The following is a 21,380-nucleotide window of genomic DNA, read 5'->3' as shown; positions in this document are numbered from 1 at the left end:
ATTATAGTTTGGGATTTTGGCTATAATCGGCCCACAGCTCATCAATAGTTTTACCCGTCTCCACTTTCCAAAAAGCATCACTATAGCTTTTGCTACGCATCGCCGCATCCAATTTTTTGACAAAATCCTTCTTTACATGTAGATTGATCCAGTACAAAAAGCGCGCTGTAATACGGTAAGAATCTGTGTATTTCTGCTTTTCGTTATATTCTGGCAGCTTCCAATTTGCTCCAGCATTATCTATTCCATCATCAAATCGCACAAAATCGGCTATCCCCTCGGTAATCCACCAAGGGCCCGCCCCATCGGGGTATGCTTGGACAATATGCATTACCTCATGGGTAACCACATCAATATCGCCCGGATTTTTGGCAAACCAAGCTGGACTGTAACGGACAATCCCGCCCGCTGTCGCTGCCACACCTTTATAGTCCGGATCAATAACGAAAGACACCTTTTTAATGGTCTTTTTATTATATTTCTTGGCTAGTTTAGGATAGTTTGTAAAATATGCCGCCACCAACCTTTCTTTTAAAGGAGCACTAAAATCTTTGTCTTTATTTATCCAAATCAGGGTGTACCCACCTTTACTGATACTATCAACATCCACAGCCAATTTTCGGTCGTTTTCTGTATGTTTCCAGTTGTCCTGCGCGAAAAGTGAACAAGAGTATGCCAAACCAAATACGGTAACAACTACTTTTAAGTTTTTAAAGTTTATCATAACCCAATGATTATTTCTTTTTGTTCGATTTCAACTTGATATTTGTTTGCAAATCCGTTGTCATTGAATAAGGCACTGAATTTTTGGACGATCCCCTTGTATAATTGGGTTTTGCCGCCATGTCAAAATTAAGTGTGCCACCTTCATGCAATGCTTTGTGACTTAACCAGTTTTTACCATAATCCTTACCATTCATTTGCAATGTGTTTACATATACATTTTCAGCTGAGTTCTTTGGTGCATCAATAGTCAATGTCTTACCATTTTCAAATGTTAAGGTCGCTTTTTTAAATAATGGAGCTCCGAGCACATATTCATCCGTCGCCGGACAAACCGGATAGAATCCCAGCGCTGAAAAAACATACCATGCAGAGGTTTGACCATTATCTTCATCACCACAATAGCCATCAGGTGTAGGCTTATACATTCGGTCCATCACTTGACGCACCCAATATTGTGTTTTCCAAGGTTGGCCAGCATAATTGTACAAATATGGCATATGCTGAATTGGCTGATTACCATGTGCATATTGCCCCATATTCGCAACTTGCATTTCACGTATTTCATGGATAATACCACCATAATAGCTATCGTCGAAATCTGGCGACTGAACAAACACCGAATCCAACATACTCACAAAAGTCTTTTCTCCTCCCATCAGATCGATAAGTCCCTGAACATCGTGAAATACGCTCCACGAATAATGCCAGCTATTTCCTTCTGTGAATGCGTCACCCCATTTTAATGGATTAAAAGGGGCCTGGAATTTTCCATCTTTATTCTTTCCACGCATAAGATTGGTCGATGGATCAAATAAATTCTTATAGTTCTGTGCACGCTTAGCATACAAATCAATTTCAGCCTTCGGACGGTTCAATGCTTTTGCCAATTGGTAGATCGTGAAATCGTCATAGGCATATTCCAATGTACGCGCTGCATTTTCATTGATTTTAACATCATATGGCACATAACCCAAACTATTGTAATATTCAACGCCTTTTCTTCCAACCGCACTCATTGGTCCTTCGTTATTAGCACCGTGTTGTAAAGCCTCGTATAACTTATTGATATCATAACCGCGCAATCCCTTCATATAAGCATCCGAAACCACCGAAGCGGAATTATTACCCACCATGATATCAGCATATCCTGGACTGCTCCATTCAGGAAGGAAGCCCCCTTCTAAATACGCGTTAAGTAAACCTTCTTGCATCTCCTTATTAATGGAAGGATACATAAAGTTTAAGAATGGGTACAACGCTCTAAAAGTGTCCCAAAAGCCTGTCCCTCCAAATAAATAACCAGGAAGTGTTTTTCCATTATATGGACTGTAATGTACAGCCTTTCCTTGCGCATCAATTTCATATAACTTGTTCGGGAAAAATAAAGTCCGATACATGGTCGAATAAAACGTGCGCAACTGATCGATATCATCACCTTCTACTTTAATTTTCCCTAAGGTCGAATTCCAGATCTGACGTCCGTCTTCTTTTATTTGATCAAAAGATTTGTTACCTAACTCATTTAAGTTTAATAAGGCTTGTTCGGCACTGATAAAGGAAGACGCTACTTTCACCTGCACTGGTTTTGTTTTGTCTTTTACCTTAAACCCGACGATTGCACCAGTGTGATCACCTTTGATCTGAAGTTGTCCATCCTTCTTCTCTTTGCCTTCCCAAGTAGCGACACTTGCAAAAGGTTGATCAAAAACCAAAACAAAATAATTCTTGAAATTAGCTGGCAGTGGACCGCGTGCATATTTCGAAGAATAACCAATTATCATATTTTTTTCTGGAATAATCTGAACTTCAGATCCCTTTTCATAAGCATCCAAAACAATATAAGCATCGTCTGTTTTATTAAACGAGATCCTAAACATGGCTGCGCGTTCTGTTGGTGTCATCTCTGCAGTCACATCGTGATCCGCTAGATAAACCGAATAATAATACGGTTTTACAATCTCCGCTTTATGCGAAAACCAGCTCGCACGCTCATCTTGATCAAATACAGGCTTTCCAGTTACAGGCATGATAGAAAAAACACCGTAATCATTCATCCAGGGTGATGGCTGGTGAGTCTGTTTTAATCCACGAATCTTATCAGCGGTATATTGATACTGCCATCCGTCGCCATTTTTCCCTGTTTGTGGTGTCCACATATTCATTCCCCAAGGTCTCGCAATCGAGGGATAGGTGTTACCATTGGACAACTCAAATTTGGATTCGGTACCCATTAATGGATTAACAAGATCGACAGCTTCTAGCTGCTGTCCTCTAAATTTCTGAGCCAAAACCGGTTTTGCGTAAAACAAACCCAAAGACAATAACGACCCTAGAAAAACACTTAAAGATTTCTTCATTATTTAGGATATATAAAAATATTTCTACTAAAACGTATTAGTAAAGATATAAAAAAGAATATTAAATCAAAATAAAGACCTGGAATTGGACAAACACGTCTTATGATTTTTACAATTCAATTTCTATATATTCTTTTGTTGTCCCATTTTAGCGTCGCATCAATTTCGCTGAGATGATATATTCTTTTGGTGTGGATATCCCTTGATCTATTTCCTTTAACAAAACTTTTACACAAGTTTTAGCCAGAGCTTCCAATGGTTGTTGAATACAGGAAATTTTAGGATTCAAAATATCAAATAATTCATGGTCATCAAAAGAAAACATCGGAAAATTATAGCTATTCTCAGGTGCCGACCGTAATACCTTCAATCCGAGGATACAAAGATAATTTGTGGTAAAAAATAGACCATCTAAGCCTATCTGCTTAGCTGCCCAATTTTTCAACATACGTGAACCTTTCTGCTTCAGGTGCTGATAAGTTAATTGCAATATGCGAGGTTCCATTCCGTATGTATCACAAAACTCCAAATAAGCACGTTTACGCGCCAGCATTTGTGGTTGATCCGAATCGATGGTTACCAGTCCAAAATTTCTACAACCAATAGATTTCAAATAGTCACATGCATTCTTCCCACTAACTTCATTGTCAATATGTACATAATGGGTTTCCACTGTTGGAGAATTTCTATCAAAAACTACCAACGGGACCTTATGCTCCAATATTTTGCGCTGATAATCTTCCAGATCTACTGTCGGGGCCAAAATAATACCCTCTACTTTCTTTTCCAACATCGAATCGATGATATCGCGTGCGTTTTGCGAATCTCCAAGCGTACTACTGTAGAGGACGTGATAATCTTTCTTTCGGAACAATTCCTCTACATACAGTGCAAATGGACCAAAAAAAGAATCCCCAATATTCTCTACAATTAGCCCAATGGTATTTGACCGCCCCGTTGCTAAACTCTTAGCGAGAGCATTGGGTTTATAGCCAACTTTTTCAACGTATGCAAGTACGCGATTTTCCAATTCCTTGCTAATGCGTGCTCGCTCGGCTTTGTGGTTAATGACTAACGAAACAGTTGATTTAGACACATTGAGTTCCTGTGCTATTTCTTTAATTGATTTGGCCATAAGAGCATTTTCATAAAATTAGGGTGAAATTAGAAAATAAATATGAACATATCGGAGATTACAATTGATAGCACACAATAAATTATTACACAATCGTGTGCGCGGGAGTCAAAAAAGGATCAGATTGACAATGAAGACTGTTTAACTAACACTATTATACTTCTATGAATGAAGACCGATATGACCTAAAAGATATTTTTGCTTAGATTTAAACTTCATTCTTTATGAATAGCAAATGTCTATTACAAATAGATGTATAAAAAAGGAATACAAACCATTATTGATAACCATCAGAATTTCTTAAAAGATTAAGATGACCATTATCTAAATTAGTGGCCTATCCTAACCAACAAAGAGATTTGATTTGACGAATGAACTAGATGCAAATGAAAACACGTTTTATGTTATCTTTTCTGATGATGTTAACAGCTATGGCTGTAGCGCAAGAGAAAGACAAAAGACCCAATATCATACTTATTATGGCGGATGATCTTGGTTATGGAGACCTTGGGGTATATGGTCAGCAAAAAATTGAAACGAGGCATATTGATTCATTGGCTGCTAAAGGAATGAAATTTGATAACTTCTACGCTGGTACATCTGTATGCGCTCCGTCGCGGTCATCGTTAATGACAGGACAGCACACCGGCCATACCTATATACGCGGTAACAAAGAAATTGAGCCCGAAGGACAACAACCTCTAGCCGACTCTGTACAAACTTTTGCTATGCTTCTACAACAGGCAGGATATACAACCGGTGCGTTTGGAAAATGGGGACTTGGCATGGTCCATACAACAGGTGCTCCTGATCAAAAAGGATTCGATGAATTCTATGGCTATAACTGCCAACGTCAATCCCATCGCTACTACCCAACTCACCTCTGGCATAATAACGAAAGGATAGAACTCCATGGCAATGGTTTAATGGCCCAAGGGCAGTATGCACCGGCATTAATCCAAGAAAAGACCTTGAAATTTATTGATGAAAATAAAGAAAAACCTTTTTTCCTTTATGTACCTACAGTTCTTCCTCACGCCGAATTATCAGGTCCGGATGACAAATATTATCAATTATATGCAGACAGGTTTGATGAAAAACCACATAAAGGAAATGACTATGGCCCACAAGCGACTGTTCCCGGTTACGCTTCGGTAGAAAAACCGCATGCCATGTATGCGAGTATGGTAAGCCGTATGGATGCTTATGTCGGTCAAATTGTTGATAGGTTACGCGAGAACAAGCTATTGGATAATACAATTATCATTTTCACGAGCGACAACGGATCGCACAAGGAAGGCGGAGCCGATCCCAATTTTTTCAATAGCTCTGGCGGGTTACGCGGCAACAAACGCGACCTCTATGAAGGTGGCATCAAGACTCCTTTCATTGTTTATTGGCATGGAAAAGTTGCCGAAGGGAAAACCTCAAACTACCTGGGCGCTTTTTGGGATATTATGCCTACGATGGTCGAGCTTGCCGGGACAAAAAAACCGCGTTATACAGACGGAATTTCATTTTTACCAACGCTGCTAGGTAAAAACAAACAACAAAAACAGCACCAATACCTGTACTGGGAATTTCATGAAGATGGGGGTCGTCAAGCCCTGCGCCAAGGAGATTGGAAACTTATCTTACAAAAAGTTACAAGTAGCCAACCTACAGCCGAACTATATAATCTCAAACAAGATCCAAAAGAACAACACAATATTGCCCAGGAAAACCCAACGAAAGTAAAAGAATTACGTCAGCTGATTGAAAAAGCGCATGTCGAAAGTGGTATTTTCCCATTGACAAGTGTAAACACGCACAAAAAATAAAACTAAGGTTTGGGGAGTAGCTAACTGAGTGTTATTCCCCAAAAAATGATTAAAGTCACTGAAAATATAGCAATGTAGTAAGACCGCTAAAAAATACAGATTATCTTTCCTGTGACAAGAAATCATATTTTTTTCACTAAGTTTACTGCCCGAGTACACCCATGAAAAATCAAAAATCATATCAATATCACGAACTTCTCCCTCTTATACGCCAAGGGGACCAACGAGCATTTGTTATATTATATGATCTATTTACGCCCGATTTAATTGCTTTTATTGCAAAAAAAGTTGCTAACAGTGAAGTCGCTGAAGATATACTGCACGACCTTTTTATGTCAGTATGGAAAAATCGGGAAATGATTGAACAAATAGAATCTCTCCCGGCCTATCTATTTAGCGCCTGTAGATACCTCATCCTTGCTCATTATCGCAAAAATTTAAAATTAAAGGTATCATCTCTCGATTTTGAGGAGCTCGAACTGGAAGATGAAACCGTTGCAATAGAAGATAAACTCTATTACCGTTATATCATCGATATTGTCACCAAAGAAGTCGAAAACCTTCCCGAAAAGTGCCGAGAAGTATTTAAATTGAGCCGTGACTTCTACATGAGCAACAAAGCTATTGCCCAGCAGCTTAATATCAGCGAGTCTACCGTTGAAAAACACATTAATAAAGCAATCAAACATCTTCGAGCAGCGACAAGCCATTTATTTCATTTTACACTGTTTTTCTAGTCAACACCCGCCCCTTTTTAACAGGCATTTTCATAGATATTTTACCCATTTTAAAAAAAACATTTTTTTTCATTTTCGACTAGAGGTTCCACCTTATTTTACACACTTGTATAGTAACTGACCATTCCAATGGAACCTGTTATGAATCAAATGAACGAAATATACAAGCTGATTTCCGTCTTCTTGAACAGGAAGGATACTGTTCAAGATAGAAAAGAACTACTCGACTGGTTTGAAAAACAGTCCGAAAATGGCATTTCTGAGACCGAATTTGCGGATATTCAAAATAATGCAAAAAAGAGCCTTATCAAGGAAATACAAAATCCGACAAGAAAGATTATACAGCTTCGTACAGTCAGGTATATAGCAATCGCCGCCAGCATACTGCTGATTGGTTTTTCGATCTTACAATTCTGGCCAAAGCCCGAGATCTTAGCGACCACAGCGCAATTGGCATCAATCCCGCCCGGTAAAGAAAGAGCAATCATTATCTTGGGAAATGGTAAACGAATAGATCTCGAACATCTTTCGCTCAATCAAAGTATACAAACAGGCGATGTCATTATAAAAAAGGATGGTAAGGGACAAATCAGCTATCATGATGTTAAAACAGGACAAATAAGTATACAAAAAAATAGCATGTATACGCCAAAGGGTGCCACCTATGACCTGACCTTATCGGATGGCACATTAGTGACACTAAATGCTGATTCGAAAATCTCTTACCCTACCTCCTTTGATAATGGAAACAGAGAAGTTGAATTACAGGGTGAAGCCTACTTTCATGTACAGAAAACAACCAATCAAAGCAAATTTATCGTTAAAACACGTGGTCAGAAAATTGAAGTTCTTGGAACCCGCTTCAATGTCAACGCATACCCTGAAACAGATAGAACACAAACAACCTTAGAGGAAGGTTCTGTGGTAGTCTCAGCACAAGATGTACCTCAATCCAATCTTTACCTAAAACCAAATGAGCAGGCTACTCTGCAACATGGCACACTAAATTCCCGCCACATAGATCTCGAAGAAGTATTAAGTTGGAAAAAAGGTCAGTTTTATTTCAATGGTAATAACACGGAAGAGGTAATGCAACAAATTGCCCGCTGGTATAATATTGACATTACGTACAGACGAAGTAAAAGCAAAGAACAATACACGGGTACAATTCCCCGCAATCTAAGCTTAAACAAATTGATTGAGCTGCTCAATTTTGCGGATATCAATACAAAAGCTTTGGTGGGTGACAACAGCCGAATTAAATTAATCATTACATAACCAATTGCTAAAATTATGACAAGTACAAAACTGCCACCATAAATCCTTATTGATATACCAATAAAAAACGGACCCTGTTGGCGCAGAATCCGTAGTAGTAATTGGTATTAAAGCATCGTATAACATCTCAATTATTAATACATTAAAACCAAACGAATTTAATGAAATTTTCAATAACTCCGTTTATGAAGAAGGAGAGGGATTTTCATGAAGGTTTGTTGGGCGTTCACATGACGCCTAATAAAAGCCTTAAAAGTGAAAAACAAATACCTTTTTTTGCGCGACCATTACCTAGATCTCTTATGAGGGTCAACTTAATCACTTTATTGATCGGCATAGGACTATCCCAAGTGGATGCTCATACCTATGCACAGCAAATTACGCTTAAAAAGCATAATGCGAGTCTTCAAGTTATTTTAAAAGATCTTGAGAAACAAAGTGGATATACTTTCTTCTATAAAAAGAATGAAATATCCGCCAATAAAGACATCTCTATCGATGTAAAAAACCAGCCATTTTCACAGGTTTTAAAAATTGTATTGGGGAATGCAAATTTTACTTACGATTTCTTTGACAAAACAATTGTCATTAAGAAAAAAAATGAACCGCTGAGAGATGACCTTAACAAGATTATTAGCAAACCAATAATCAATAAGAGTTTAGACCTACAGCAAGAAACTCAAGTAACAGGCTCTGTCAGTGACACCTTAGGTAGAAAACTTACCGGTGTAAGTGTAAGTATCAAAGGGAAATCAGGCCATGGTACAGCAACAGATATCAATGGAGCTTTTGTACTAAAAGTACCCGCCAATGCGACCCTGATTTTCACAATGGTTGGATATGACCCACAGGAAGTTGCTATTAACGGAAAATCAAAATTTGACATCATATTAAAAGAATCTGCATCAAGTTCCATTGATGAAGTCGTTGTTACAGCATTTGGTCAACGCTCCAAGAAGAGCGACCTTATTGGTTCCGTTTCATCACTTAGCCCCAAAGAATTACGTGCACCGGTAAGCAATCTTACGGCAGCATTACAAGGCAAAGTTGCCGGTGTCGTTTCATTTCAACGTAGCGGAGAGCCGGGAGGCGATAATGCCGATTTCTTCATCAGAGGTGTAGGAACTTTTGGAACAAATAACAAGCCGTTAATCCTTGTCGATAACATGGAGGTCACAGCGGATGATTTGGCACGTATCCCAGTTGATGACATCGAAAACTTTTCGATCTTACGTGATGCCACCGCATCAGCCGTGTATGGCTCTCGTGGAGCAAACGGAGTTGTCCTCGTGACAACAAAGGTAGGACGTGACGGACCTGCAACGATCAGCTTTAGAGCCGAACAACGAATATCAACACCTACCCAAACGTTGAAATTTGCTGATCCTGTCACTTGGATGAAAATGTACAACGAAGCTGTTACAACTCGTGACCCCTTGGGAGTAGAACCTTATGGGCAATATAAAATTGAACGCACCGCTGCTGGAGATGATCCTATCACCTACCCAGCAGTAGATTGGCTCAATGCCCTCACTAAGAAGACCACAACAACCCAAAACTACAACTTAAGTGTATCTGGTGGTGGACAAATTGCAACTTATAACGTGAGTGGAAATTTTACCAATGACAATGGTCTACTTAAAATGGATGCTTTGAACAACTTTAACAATAACGTTAATTTCAAAGTGATGAACCTGCGGAGCAATATTGGTATCAACTTAACCAAATCAACATTCGCTATGGTTCGCACCGTGGCCAATCTGCAAAACTACAGTGGTCCACCGACAAATGGAGCAGAGGCCTACAATCTTGCACTTCGTGCAAATCCTGTTTTATTTCTCCCTGTATATCAAGCCGGTCCTAGTCAGTCCTATATTCAGCATCCACTCTTCGGAAATGCCGATAAGGGACAGTATGCCAACCCTTACGCACAGATTATGCGCGGATACTCGGAAAGAAAGCGAAGTGATATTCAGGTACAATTGGAATTAAAACAAGATTTTTCAACAATTCTTTTGGAAGGTCTAAATTATAGAGGACTCTTTAATCTAAGCAGAAATTCTTATTTTGCCCAATCACGCCAGTACAACCCGTTTTATTATGAGCCAATAGGAACCGATCCAAAAAACAACTCTTTGCTCTTTCGCGAGATCAATCCTGAAACAGGAACAGAATATCTCGACTTTGTTCCTGGAGAAAGAACCCAATCCGCTGTTTTCTATATGGAGAATCAGCTCTCCTATCAACGGACCTTTAATGAGAAGCATAATGTATTTGGAATGTTGATCAACACCATTCGGGATAATGTCAAAACACCCGTCGACAATAACATTTCCCTAATCAATACGCTTCCAAACAGAAATGTGTCCTTATCAGGTAGTTTCACCTATGGTTATGATAATCGTTATCACGCTCAATTTGCTTTTGGGTACAATGGCTCGGAGAAGTTTTCGGACAAATTTCGTTGGGGATTTTTCCCTTCCTTCGGTTTAGCGTGGAATGTCTCCAATGAGCAGTTTTTCGAACCAATTAAGGACGTCGTCAGTAATTTAAAATTCCGCTTCACTCGTGGTATTCTCGGGAATGACCAGATACTTGATACTCGATTCTTCTATCTTTCAGATGTCAACCTTAATAGCACAGACTATGGTTATTCCTTTGGATTACCTGCCGAGTCAGGGCGTAGAACCGTCAACGGTATTGTGGTCAATCGGTATGCCAACCCCGACATTAGATGGGAAATTTCCAAACAAACCAATTTAGGAATTGACTTAAGCTTATTTAAAGGCGCATTAACATTTACAGGTGATTTTTATCAGCAAGAACGCGACAATATCGTTCAAGCACGTTCATTATCCTCAATCAATGGTCTAACCGCCTCTGTTTTTGCCAATGTCGGGAAATATAAGAGTAAGGGATTTGACGGAGAATTGGTCTACAATAAGTCTGTTAACAGTGATTTATGGTTCCAAGGTAGAGGAACATTCACTTTTGCAACTGGGGAATATGCATTTTTCGAAGAGCCCGCGTATAAAAACGAGTACCGTCAACGTCAAGGAACTTCTGTCAGCAATCAGTTCGGTTATATAGCGGAGCGCTTGTTTATTGATGACAACGAAGTCTATAATAGTCCTGCCCAAGAATTCGGATCAACAGTCCGTGGTGGAGATATCAAATACTTGGACGTTAACCGAGATGGTTTAATCAATGACGACGACCGCATGCCAATTGGCTATCCTACGACTCCAGAAATAAATTATGGATTTGGTTTAAGCACTGGCTATAAAGGTTTCGACTGCTCGTTCTTTTTTAGCGGAGTTGGAAGAACATCGTTATTTATTAATCCAACAACGAATAATACGAGCAGTCCATTGAGTCGAGGAATTGCTCCATTCGGTGTTGAAACATCACCCAACGCTGTCTTCCAAGAATGGGCAAATAACTATTGGTCCGAAGACAATAAAAATATCTATGCAGCATGGCCTCGTTTAAGCGTAATGCCAATGGCCAACAATACGGTTCAAAGTACTTTTTGGATGCGTAATGGCAGTCTGCTTCGGTTAAAACAAGTCGAATTAGGCTACACATTCAACAAAAAACTAACGCAACGATACAAATTCAAAAACCTACGTATTTATGCCAGTGCAACAAATCTATTGCGATTTAGCTCTTTCAAATTATGGGATCCTGAAATGGGTGGTAATGCGCTAAACTATCCGCTGCAAAGGGTATTTAACATTGGTATTAATGCTAATTTATAAGAAACTATGAAAATGAGATTTAAGAAAAGTATAATCGCGCTAGGGTTGTTCGTAGGTCTTTCGACCTCCTGTAATAAGTTTCTGGATGTTGTTCCAGATAATGCACCTGTACTCGACCAAGCATTTGCAATGCGTACAATGGCCGAGCGTTATTTAGTGACTTGCTATAGTCAATTACCACAAAGCTTTTCGATGACCAATAACCCAGGCTGGCTCTCTGGAGATGAATTTTGGTTAAACTCCGAATCGACCTATTCGGGGTACTTCAATTGGAGAATCGCTTTGGGTAACCAAAATGGCGACACCCCCCTATTAAATGCTTGGGATGGGAACAATGGTGCAACAAATCTTTGGGTGGGTATCACAAACTGTAATACATTTCTCGACAATATTATGTCGGTACCGGATATGACAGACGAAGAGAAACAGATGTGGATCTCAGAAGTCAAATTTCTGAAAGCCTACTATCACTTTCTCCTAATGAAACAGTATGGTCCAGTACCTGTCCGAGACAAGAATATCCCTATCTATGATAGCCCGGGATCTTCTCAGTTGCCTCGAAATAGTGTAGATGAATGCTTCAACTATGTTATCGGTATGATTGATGAATCCATCCCCAATTTAATGGATGACGTTACTGCGGTGAACAGTGAAACAGGACGCATCACAAAAATCGTCGCCAAAGCAATGAAGGCTGAGATATTGGTTTATGCCGCCAGCCCTCTTTTCAATGGAAATGTTGGTACGGAAGCTTCTATTAAAAACAGCGATGGGAAAGAGTTATTTAACCATACCTATTCGGCTGAAAAATGGCAATTGGCAGCAAAAGCTTGTAAAGAAGCCATCGATTTTGCTACTGAACATGGCAAGAAATTGCATACCTGGACGCCCACTGGAGGATTCACACCTCAAGCGAGTACACAGTTTCAAATGAATATTCGAGAAGCATATAACGAAAATACCGAAAACCCTGAAGTATTATGGCTAGATACGAAATCAACAGCCAATGGAACCATTCAAGGTTATTTTATGCTGCCTCGATATACCGCCAATGCAACGTCGGGAACCTTGTTGGGCTTTATGTCTGCGACTCTAAATATTGTGGAGAAATTCTATTCCAACAATGGAGTACCTATTGAGGAAGATATTACTTATCCATATACATCGAGATTTGATTTGATTACAGTTCCCAACACAGATGCTTATAAATATGATTTGGTCGCCGGGAAACAAACAGCCCGAATGAATTTAAATCGAGAAAACCGGTTTTATGGAACCTTAATGTTTGATGCCGGACGTGTCTTTATGTTGCAAGCCGGTTCGGACGCAAATGCCTACAATATTGATCTCAAATATTCGGGATCTTCAGGAAAAGTGGACCCCACACGATTCAATTGGACAGGATACGCCTCAAAAAAACATTATAATTATCGAAGTACAGTCGGTGCAAGTAATGCATATACTGCGCGGTTGTTTGGCCATCCCATTATGCGTTTAGCCAATCTTTACCTTTATTATGCAGAAGCACTAAATGAAGCAAATGGCCCCTCAGCAGAGGTATATTCCTTCATTGATGCTGTCCGAACGCGCAGTGGTCTTAAAGGTGTAGTAGAATCTTGGCAAAATTTCTCCTCTTGGCCAAACAAACCTGCAACAAAAGATGGACTTCGTGAAATTATCAAACGTGAACGTACAAATGAGTTTGCTTTGGAAGGTGTCCGTTTTTGGGATCTTCGCCGTTGGAAAGATGCCGTCAAAGAACTAAACAATCCAATTTTAGGATGGGATATCAATCAATCATCCGAAGGCTCTTACTATCGGACAACACTATTATATACACGGTCATTCATGGATCGGGATTACTTTTGGCCATTGAGCTTAAATGAAAGAAGACGTAACCCAAATCTTGTCCAAAGTGCAGGATGGTAATTTAAATTACAAATATCGCATAATGAAAAATTTAATAAATAAAACCGCTCCAATCATGCTAGCAATCCTTTTGATGGCTCCATTACTATGGACAAGTTGCAAGGAAGACATAGGCATTATCGCAGCAAGACAAGGAGAAAAACCGAATACCTTAAAGAATCTTGCCTATGAAGAAGCTCCCGGCGGAGCAAAGATCAGCTACGATTTACCGACTTCAGCCGACTTACGCTATGTGAAGGCAACCTATACATTGGAAAATGGGAAAGAAATGGTCACTAAGGCCAGCATATACGATAACCAACTTGCTGTGCAAGGATATGCTGCGATAGGTGAGCACGAAGTTAAGCTTGTTGCTGTTGCGGTTGGTGATGTGGAGTCTGATCCTGTTACTATTAAAATCAAGACAGGAAAGCCCAATTATATCATTTTAGCCGAATCGTTTAAATCTAATGATTTTTTCTATAGCACATTTGGTGGCGTAAACCTCAAATTTGAAAATAAAGATGCGGCAAATATTATTTTAAGTGTATTCAAATATGGGGAAAATCCAACCACCAAAGAGATCGGTTGGAATGTCTTAAACGAGACCTATACAAAATCCAAAGAAGGTGTTATTCGCGTTCGTGGAGAACAACCGATCGCAACCACCTACGGCATCGTAATACGCGATCAATGGGGTAACGTATCAGACACCATTCGTCGCAATTTAACACCACAAGAAGAATATGAAATCAACAATTTATTAATTTACAACGGCATTACTGCCTATAGCGATATGAATAGAAATGGTGATTACATCAGCAATTACAATGCACAAGGCGGAAGTGCCGAAATGCAGGTATCACTATTTGATGGAATTGAAGGATCACCATATTATATCACAAACAAGCAGTGGTGGGGGAAGGCTGCTCCGATCCCATTCCAATTCACGTTGGATGCCCGTAAAAAGGCACAGGTAAGTCGGGTCAAACTTTGGGGTCGAAACGACAATTATGGGCTATTGTTTCAAGCTACACACCCAAAAGAATTCGAACTTTATGGCAGTAATTCACCTGCACAAGATGGCTCCTGGGATTCTTGGACATTACTTGGAACATTTGAAGGCGTCCGTCCATCCGGCCTAGCCTTTGGCACTAACGCAAATAGTGAGGATCAAGATTATGCACGTAAGGGAGAAGATTTTGAAGTAAACTGGGACAACCCGAGCGGATTCAAATATTTCCGCATAAAAGTAAACTGTACATGGAACGGCGTTCGAGAACAACCACTAGGTAATGCCCTCACAGTTGCTATATCAGAATTGAAATTATATGGAAAATACGTAGACTGATAAATTATGAAAAAGATATTGAATTATATGCTGATCGTATTGGGTACTGTCCTTTTAACCTACAGTTGCAAGCCGTCAGACTACTATTATGGGGAATACCTAAAAAATGGGGAAATTTACTATCCGGGCCGGATAGATTCGCTATCTATTATCCCCGGTAACCAAAGAGGGATACTACGGTTTAAGGTAACGACAGACCCCAAAGTGAATAGTGTTAGAGTCTATCTAAGGAGCAGTCTCTCGCCTACGCCAGAAGTAAAAAATTATCCGATAGAAGGTAGCGAACATGGTAAAATCAAACTCATCACCTTAGATGCACTTTCGGAAGCAACATATACTGCAAACGTTTATTCATTTACCAGTCAGGGTGATAGTTCTCGATCAGTAACCTCGAGTCAGTTTATTTACGGTCAGAGTTATATACGGACCCTTGTAAATCGCTCATTTTCAAAATTTGACAAATCAAATGCCAGCGAGCATTTCCTAGTGTTGGCGCGAGAGAACAACCTACCTAGACAGGGCACATTTTACCCAATGCAGTTTACGGAAGTTACTTATCTTAACACTTCAGGAGATTCCACGACAGTTCGCATTACCCCCTATGAGGACTTTGCAAGCTTAAAAAACATTGTAAGTCCAAGTACAGTCAAATACAGAACTGTTTACAAACCTGTACAAGTTTCCATCGATTATTTCTATACTGCATTTACAGAACAGAACTATAGCAAATAGTGCGAATGCCAACAAAATTATAACTATTGCGACGATACTTGGTAAGGTAAATAACAGCGATTTCCTTACATGCATTTTTTGATCTCGCAGATTACAACAGAAAAGGTTAGCGGGGAAACGCTTCTAAAGCAGTTCCCCCGCTAACCTTTTTTAACTATCTTTTTTTAGATACATTTGTGCCATAATTGGAAACTAAAATGGATAGTACAATTGCACTTTGGCTGAAACAAATCGCAGAAGGCGACCGAACTGCATTCGATGCACTATATAATCATTTTTGGAAAACAATTTACCAATACGTCTACCCCAAAACTAAAAACACCGAAGCAACTGAAGATATCCTGCATGACTTATTCTTGAGTATCTGGAAAAACCGGAGTAGATTGCAAGAAATCAATAATATCGAATCCTACCTCAAAACTGGCGCACGCTACCTCACCTTCTCCTACTTCAATAAAAATCACGAACAGCATAGGGTGGATATCGATAAAGTAGATATCATCCTCGATGATGCGCCAATCGAAGATCGCTTACATTACCGCTATCTATTGGACCTCATTCAAGAAGAAATACAAAATCTTCCTGAACGTTGCCGAATTATTTTCAATGAAAGCCGCATCAACCACAAATCCATCAACCAGATAGCGCTTGAATACGGCCTATCAAAAAGTACCGTTGAGAATCAAATAAACAAAGCTCTAAAACGTTTACGCCTAGTTACCAAAGACTTCCACACCTTTCTCTCATTTTTTTAATTTTTTTTCATTTTAGCGTAGGTGCTTTCAGTTTTTTCGATGACTATATCTATACAAGGCTAACCAAACGACCTGTGAAGTCATCATGATGTATTCAAGTGATACAGGATAATGCATATCACTGATAACTCAATCATAGCTGAAACAGTCGAAGGCAACATAAATCTCTTAAAGAGACTGCTTACAAATGAATAAATAGATTTAACTAGATGAAAGTACCTAATACGCTGCAAAAACTAATCAAAAACTATCTATTGGGCTTCGAAAATAAAGCCGAATACGATACCTTGAAAAAATGGTTTGAAGAAGCTGAGGCAAACAACATGCCCAAGGATAACGATATTCAAGCAAGTCAGCACCGTATACTACAACGTCTAAATCATAGTATGAGATTCCCCGAACCTAAATCAATTGGCTATAGGTATGGGATTCGTATAGCGGCTTCGATTACGATTGCGCTCGGTTTTGCCATGGGCTACTTCTACTATCAGCATGCAGTGTTCGACAAAATAGCACCTGCGCAAGTAGCGATGATACGCCCCGTTCAGGAAAATGTACAACTTACTTTTGAAAATGGAGCAGTCGTCATACTCAACAACCAAGGTAAAGCTACCCAAGCCATTGAAGGCGTTCAGGAAATCAAAAACGGAGAACTTGTCTATAATGACAATGCAAATCACATCGTTCAAAATACGCTTTCAACACCTCGAGGGCAACTATTTAAAATTGTACTTCCAGATGGGACCAAAGTATGGATGAATGCGAATAGCTCCTTGAGCTACCCTTCGAAATTCATAGGCCCAGAGCGTTTAGTTGAATTACATGGTGAAGCCTATTTTGAAGTTAGCAAAAATCCAGAACAACCATTCATTGTAAAAACAACTGATCAACAAGTCAAAGTTTTGGGTACCCATTTCAATATCAATGCCTATGATAATGATCTTACGACGCAAACAACACTTGTTGAAGGTAAAATTGAAGTACAACATCAGCAGCAGAAAATACTCTTGACACCCAACCAGCAAGCGAATTTTAAAGGCACTGCTCTTAGTAAGAAAAATGTGGATGCCGCGGAGTATATAACCTGGCGTGAAGGTTATTTTACCTTCCATAATGCCACAGCAAATGAAATTATGCAACAGTTAGCAAGATGGTACGATCTCAACGTCCGTCTTGACGACTCCGAAATAAACGAACGATTTAGTGGAAAAATCAATAAGCAGATGAATTTGCAGGAAATCCTAACCGTCCTCCAAACTGCTGGATTGAATTTCGACATCGTACAGAATAAAAATCAACAAAAAACAATCCTACTGAAAAACTAAATTATTAATACTGAACTTAAAAAACATTAACCTAATGCAAAACAATAGGAAGGCCAAACCTTCGGTCCCATGGGATAACCATGTCCAAATTTCATCAAACTCAGATGCCATCACCTGGCCTCGGGCTATTCTGGAGAGCAGTAATGACAGCAAATTACCCCCCGTATTTAACCGAAAAAACAAACTGCGTTTTCACCTTGTTTCGGCACTTTTGACGATCAGCTTGATGCAGCTCTATGGTACAACAAATGCACAGCGCATCTCTATCAACTCAAACAAATCGTCCGTCAAACAAGTTTTTCAACAACTGGAAAAACAATCTGGTTATAGTTTTTTCTATAAAGACGTTGTACTCGAAAAGATCAAGGATACCGGTGTTAAATTTGAAAACGGAACCTTACAGCAGGCACTGGATGCCATTCTAAAACCGAATGGCCTCGACTATGAGATTGTTAATAAGACAGTGGTGATTAAACCAGCGCCCAAAAAGTCCTCGAATAACAGCAATGTGAGCCAAATCCGGCAACAGTACATTACTGGGAAGGTACTTGATGAAAACGGAAAACCCGTTGAAGGTGCCTCCATACGGCAAAAAAATGATGATAAGAAATCCGTTAAAACCAATACGGATGGAGTATTCGTTCTGCCTATCACTTCATTGAATGAAATGTTCATTGTCTCCTTCATTGGTTACGAAAATCAGGAAATCAAAGCATACTTGTCTATCAACGGAATGGTTATTAAACTTCGCAGGCAGGACAACATGATCGAAGAAGTCGTAGTTACAGGAACAGGAATCAATAGAAATAAGGACAGCTTTACAGGTACGACCACAAAATTCTCTGGTACTGAATTAAAAGCAGTAAGCAACAACAACATTATTCAAAGTTTGAAAACTTTAGATCCTTCTTTTCTGCAAATTGAGAACAATCTAGCAGGTTCGAATCCCAATGTCATGCCAGTGATTGAAGTACGTGGCAAGAGTAGTATTCCCAGCTCAACACTTACAGACCAATTTGGGGCTGATCCCAATCAGCCATTATTTGTATTGGATGGGTTTCCAACAACAATACAGACTATTGTTGATCTTGACATGAATCGTGTCGCATCAGTAACCATATTGAAAGATGCTGCTTCAACAGCGTTATATGGTTCACAAGCGTCTAACGGCGTTGTTGTTATAGAGACTATAAAACCAAAACCAGGTGAGCTACAGTTTACGTACACACAGGATTTTAGGTTCGAAATGCCCGATTTGTCCGCATACAATATGATGAATGCCACCGAAAAATTGGAATTCGAAAGACTCTCCGGGCGTTACAATTCATCGGTAAGCCCCACACATCAAATCTATCTCGATAGCCTATACAATCAACACCTTTCATTTGTAAAAAAAGGAGTTGATAGTTACTGGTTAAGTGAACCGTTACAAAATGGTTTCTCAACCAATAACTCAATTAATGCCGCTGGTGGAGACGAGACCTTTATCTACAACCTTGGCTTAAACTATAGGACAGGAAAAGGAGCCATGATTGGATCAGGAAGGGATAGCTATAGTGGTAGTATCAACCTAACTTATCGAAAAAATAAGGTAAATATCAACAATATTACCTACATCAGAGGGAACAAGACAACCGAATCTCAATATGGTTCATTTTCCACCTGGGTAAATACAAATCCCTATTATGAAAAAAATTTGGAAACCCCATATTTGGAAATCAGTCGTAAATCAAACTCCTCTGTCGACTTCTATGTTGCCAATCCATTATATGATGCTATGCTGCCACAATATAATAAATCCAAAAACCTAGAGGTACAGAATAACTTTAATGCCAACTATGACATTACGGGTTATCTAAGAGCAAATGCTGCGTTACAAATAACAAAAGGGACAACAGAAGGAAAAATCTATAAATCGCCCGAGATGAGCGATTTCTTCGAAACACCAACCTTAAGGAAAGGAAGATATACGGACAGTCGAAATAACAATTTTTCCTATCAAGGAAATTTTATGTTGACCTTTTATAAAACCTTCGCACAAAAGCATCAATTAAATGCAAACTGGCGCAATACAATCGCTGAAAACAAAAACGATGCCTATCAAACTGTAGCTGAAGGATTTCCGGCAGGAAACACGGGCAATCCGCGTTTTGCCTATAATTATTTACTCGATGGCGCTCCACTAGCATCAAGTAGCACATATCGTACGGTCAATACAACACTAAGCGCAAATTATTCTTATGATAACCGCTACCTATTTGATATCGTGTACAGGCTTGATGGATCAACGGCTTATGGAAGTAATAAACAATTCTCTCCCTATTATGCCGTCGGTTTAGGATGGAATATCCACAAAGAAGCATTCGCAAAAAAAATGCCCTGGATAAACTCGTTACGGCTAACCGGAAATGTGGGTGTCACAGGTAATCAGAATTTCGCTAACATCAGCTCAATTTCATTATACAATTATACCAGTACAAATTACAACCAGTTCGGTCAGGGCGTAACACTTAATATGTTGGGGAATCCCAATTTAGAGCCCCAAAAAACACAACAGATCAGTACCTCTTTAGATTTCAGCCTATTCAACAATCGTTTTACAGGTTATATCAATGCGTATAACAAGAAAACAGATCCTTTAATCGTTCCGGTAGACTTACCGTCCTCAACAGGCGTATTTTCCTATCCCTATAATATTGGCAGTCTAACCTATAAAGGACTGGAGACTAAACTTACGATTTATCCGATTTATAATCTTGAAAAAGGAGTCACGTGGAATATTGGGCTTACCGCCGCAAGCTACAAGAGCCAATATGGCGGATTTGGAGACATTCTAAGAACCCTCAACAAACAGCAGGAAACATCCAAATCCTTAATCAGATATATAGACGGAAATAGTGCTGAAGCTATTTGGGCGACCAAATCCCTGGGGATTGATCCGACCACAGGAAAAGAAGTTTTCTTGACTAAAGATGGACAATACACTTTTGATTATAGCGGTGCTGACGTAGCCAATGTCGGAAATACCGCTCCTAAAGTCGAAGGGGTAATTTCTACAAACCTTCGAATCAAAGGATTTACATTTGGACTAGGGCTCCGCTATAGACTAGGCGGCGATATCTTCAATACTGCATTATTTGACAAAGTGGAGAATATTAACTTCACCAACATTGTAAATAACCAGGACAAACGTGCACTATATGACCGATGGCAACAACCAGGAGATATTGCACAATTTAAAGCAATCTCCCAAACGACAACTACACCGATATCGTCACGATTTGTCCAATCCTTAAACACGCTCAGTAGCGAAACCTTAAACATCGGTTATCTCTTTGACAAAGGTCCTTGGCTACAGCGCATGAAACTAAAATCACTATCTGTCAACTTGATGGCCAATGACTTCCTTTATTTTTCTACCGTCAGAAGAGAACGCGGTATATCCTACCCTTATGCTAGAACATTCGCCTTCTCTTTCAGAGCATCATTTTAATT

General features: G+C 39.5%; 13 protein-coding genes. 10 read left to right on the top strand and 3 right to left on the bottom strand.

Going from position 1 to position 21,380, the window contains the following annotated elements:
- Position 1: 1 nt before the first annotated feature.
- The 3 genes from BV902_RS03175 to BV902_RS03165 form a co-directional block, all read right to left on the bottom strand.
- A complete protein-coding gene (locus tag BV902_RS03175) occupies positions 2-724 on the bottom strand; it encodes a basic secretory protein-like protein (RefSeq protein WP_075990750.1) in 723 nt (240 codons plus the stop codon).
- 10 nt (positions 725-734) lie between these two features.
- A complete protein-coding gene (locus BV902_RS03170) occupies positions 735-3,083 on the bottom strand; it encodes a GH92 family glycosyl hydrolase (RefSeq protein ID WP_075990749.1) in 2,349 nt (782 codons plus the stop codon).
- A gap of 148 nt (positions 3,084-3,231) precedes the next feature.
- Positions 3,232-4,218, bottom strand: a complete 987-nt coding sequence (locus tag BV902_RS03165) for a LacI family DNA-binding transcriptional regulator (protein ID WP_075990748.1) — start codon at positions 4,216-4,218, stop codon at positions 3,232-3,234.
- Between the two features lie 386 nt (positions 4,219-4,604).
- On the opposite strand from BV902_RS03165, the gene BV902_RS03160 reads away from it, so the two are divergent.
- The 10 genes from BV902_RS03160 to BV902_RS03115 all read left to right on the top strand — a co-directional run bounded on the left by BV902_RS03160 (position 4,605) and on the right by BV902_RS03115 (position 21,378).
- Positions 4,605-6,038 (top strand): arylsulfatase, encoded by a 1,434-nt coding sequence (locus BV902_RS03160; protein WP_075990747.1) that lies wholly within the window; start codon positions 4,605-4,607, stop codon positions 6,036-6,038.
- Between the two features lie 161 nt (positions 6,039-6,199).
- A complete protein-coding gene (locus BV902_RS03155) occupies positions 6,200-6,775 on the top strand; it encodes an RNA polymerase sigma factor (RefSeq protein WP_075990746.1) in 576 nt (191 codons plus the stop codon).
- A 150-nt stretch (positions 6,776-6,925) separates the two neighbouring features.
- Positions 6,926-8,053 carry a FecR family protein gene (locus BV902_RS03150; RefSeq protein WP_172840638.1) on the top strand — a complete coding sequence of 376 codons (1,128 nt, stop codon included), beginning with the start codon at positions 6,926-6,928 and terminating at the stop codon, positions 8,051-8,053.
- 302 nt (positions 8,054-8,355) lie between these two features.
- The gene (locus BV902_RS03145) at positions 8,356-11,814 is read left to right on the top strand and encodes a TonB-dependent receptor (protein ID WP_083663782.1); all 3,459 of its coding nucleotides are present in this window, start codon (positions 8,356-8,358) and stop codon (positions 11,812-11,814) included.
- A gap of 12 nt (positions 11,815-11,826) precedes the next feature.
- Entirely contained in the window at positions 11,827-13,743 is a 1,917-nt protein-coding gene (locus tag BV902_RS03140) for a RagB/SusD family nutrient uptake outer membrane protein (protein ID WP_083663781.1), read from the top strand.
- A gap of 55 nt (positions 13,744-13,798) precedes the next feature.
- On the top strand, positions 13,799-15,073 hold the full coding sequence (locus BV902_RS03135; protein ID WP_216640429.1) for a DUF5000 domain-containing lipoprotein: 1,275 nt from the start codon (positions 13,799-13,801) through the stop codon (positions 15,071-15,073).
- A 6-nt stretch (positions 15,074-15,079) separates the two neighbouring features.
- On the top strand, positions 15,080-15,805 hold the full coding sequence (locus tag BV902_RS03130) for a DUF4998 domain-containing protein (RefSeq protein WP_075990744.1): 726 nt from the start codon (positions 15,080-15,082) through the stop codon (positions 15,803-15,805).
- Between the two features lie 197 nt (positions 15,806-16,002).
- On the top strand, positions 16,003-16,560 hold the full coding sequence (locus BV902_RS03125; RefSeq protein ID WP_075990743.1) for an RNA polymerase sigma factor: 558 nt from the start codon (positions 16,003-16,005) through the stop codon (positions 16,558-16,560).
- Positions 16,561-16,769: 209 nt separating this feature from the next.
- A complete protein-coding gene (locus BV902_RS03120; protein ID WP_075990742.1) occupies positions 16,770-17,885 on the top strand; it encodes a FecR family protein in 1,116 nt (371 codons plus the stop codon).
- A gap of 34 nt (positions 17,886-17,919) precedes the next feature.
- Positions 17,920-21,378, top strand: a complete 3,459-nt coding sequence (locus tag BV902_RS03115) for a SusC/RagA family TonB-linked outer membrane protein (protein ID WP_083663460.1) — start codon at positions 17,920-17,922, stop codon at positions 21,376-21,378.
- Positions 21,379-21,380: the final 2 nt, after the last annotated feature.

Source organism: Sphingobacterium sp. B29 (assembly GCF_001952815.1).
GTDB lineage: Bacteria > Bacteroidota > Bacteroidia > Sphingobacteriales > Sphingobacteriaceae > Sphingobacterium > Sphingobacterium siyangense.
This window is presented reverse-complemented; position numbering and strand designations above follow the sequence as displayed.

Bases quoted from the DNA above. Each gene is read 5' to 3' on its own strand.
- BV902_RS03175 (WP_075990750.1), bottom strand. From the start codon at position 724: ATGATAAACTTTAAAAACTTAAAAGTAGTTGTTACCGTATTTGGTTTG.
- BV902_RS03170 (WP_075990749.1), bottom strand. From the start codon at position 3,083: ATGAAGAAATCTTTAAGTGTTTTTCTAGGGTCGTTATTGTCTTTGGGT.
- BV902_RS03165 (WP_075990748.1), bottom strand. From the start codon at position 4,218: ATGGCCAAATCAATTAAAGAAATAGCACAGGAACTCAATGTGTCTAAA.
- BV902_RS03160 (WP_075990747.1), top strand. From the start codon at position 4,605: ATGAAAACACGTTTTATGTTATCTTTTCTGATGATGTTAACAGCTATG.
- BV902_RS03155 (WP_075990746.1), top strand. From the start codon at position 6,200: ATGAAAAATCAAAAATCATATCAATATCACGAACTTCTCCCTCTTATA.
- BV902_RS03150 (WP_172840638.1), top strand. From the start codon at position 6,926: ATGAACGAAATATACAAGCTGATTTCCGTCTTCTTGAACAGGAAGGAT.
- BV902_RS03145 (WP_083663782.1), top strand. From the start codon at position 8,356: ATGAGGGTCAACTTAATCACTTTATTGATCGGCATAGGACTATCCCAA.
- BV902_RS03140 (WP_083663781.1), top strand. From the start codon at position 11,827: ATGAGATTTAAGAAAAGTATAATCGCGCTAGGGTTGTTCGTAGGTCTT.
- BV902_RS03135 (WP_216640429.1), top strand. From the start codon at position 13,799: ATGCTAGCAATCCTTTTGATGGCTCCATTACTATGGACAAGTTGCAAG.
- BV902_RS03130 (WP_075990744.1), top strand. From the start codon at position 15,080: ATGAAAAAGATATTGAATTATATGCTGATCGTATTGGGTACTGTCCTT.
- BV902_RS03125 (WP_075990743.1), top strand. From the start codon at position 16,003: ATGGATAGTACAATTGCACTTTGGCTGAAACAAATCGCAGAAGGCGAC.
- BV902_RS03120 (WP_075990742.1), top strand. From the start codon at position 16,770: ATGAAAGTACCTAATACGCTGCAAAAACTAATCAAAAACTATCTATTG.
- BV902_RS03115 (WP_083663460.1), top strand. From the start codon at position 17,920: ATGCAAAACAATAGGAAGGCCAAACCTTCGGTCCCATGGGATAACCAT.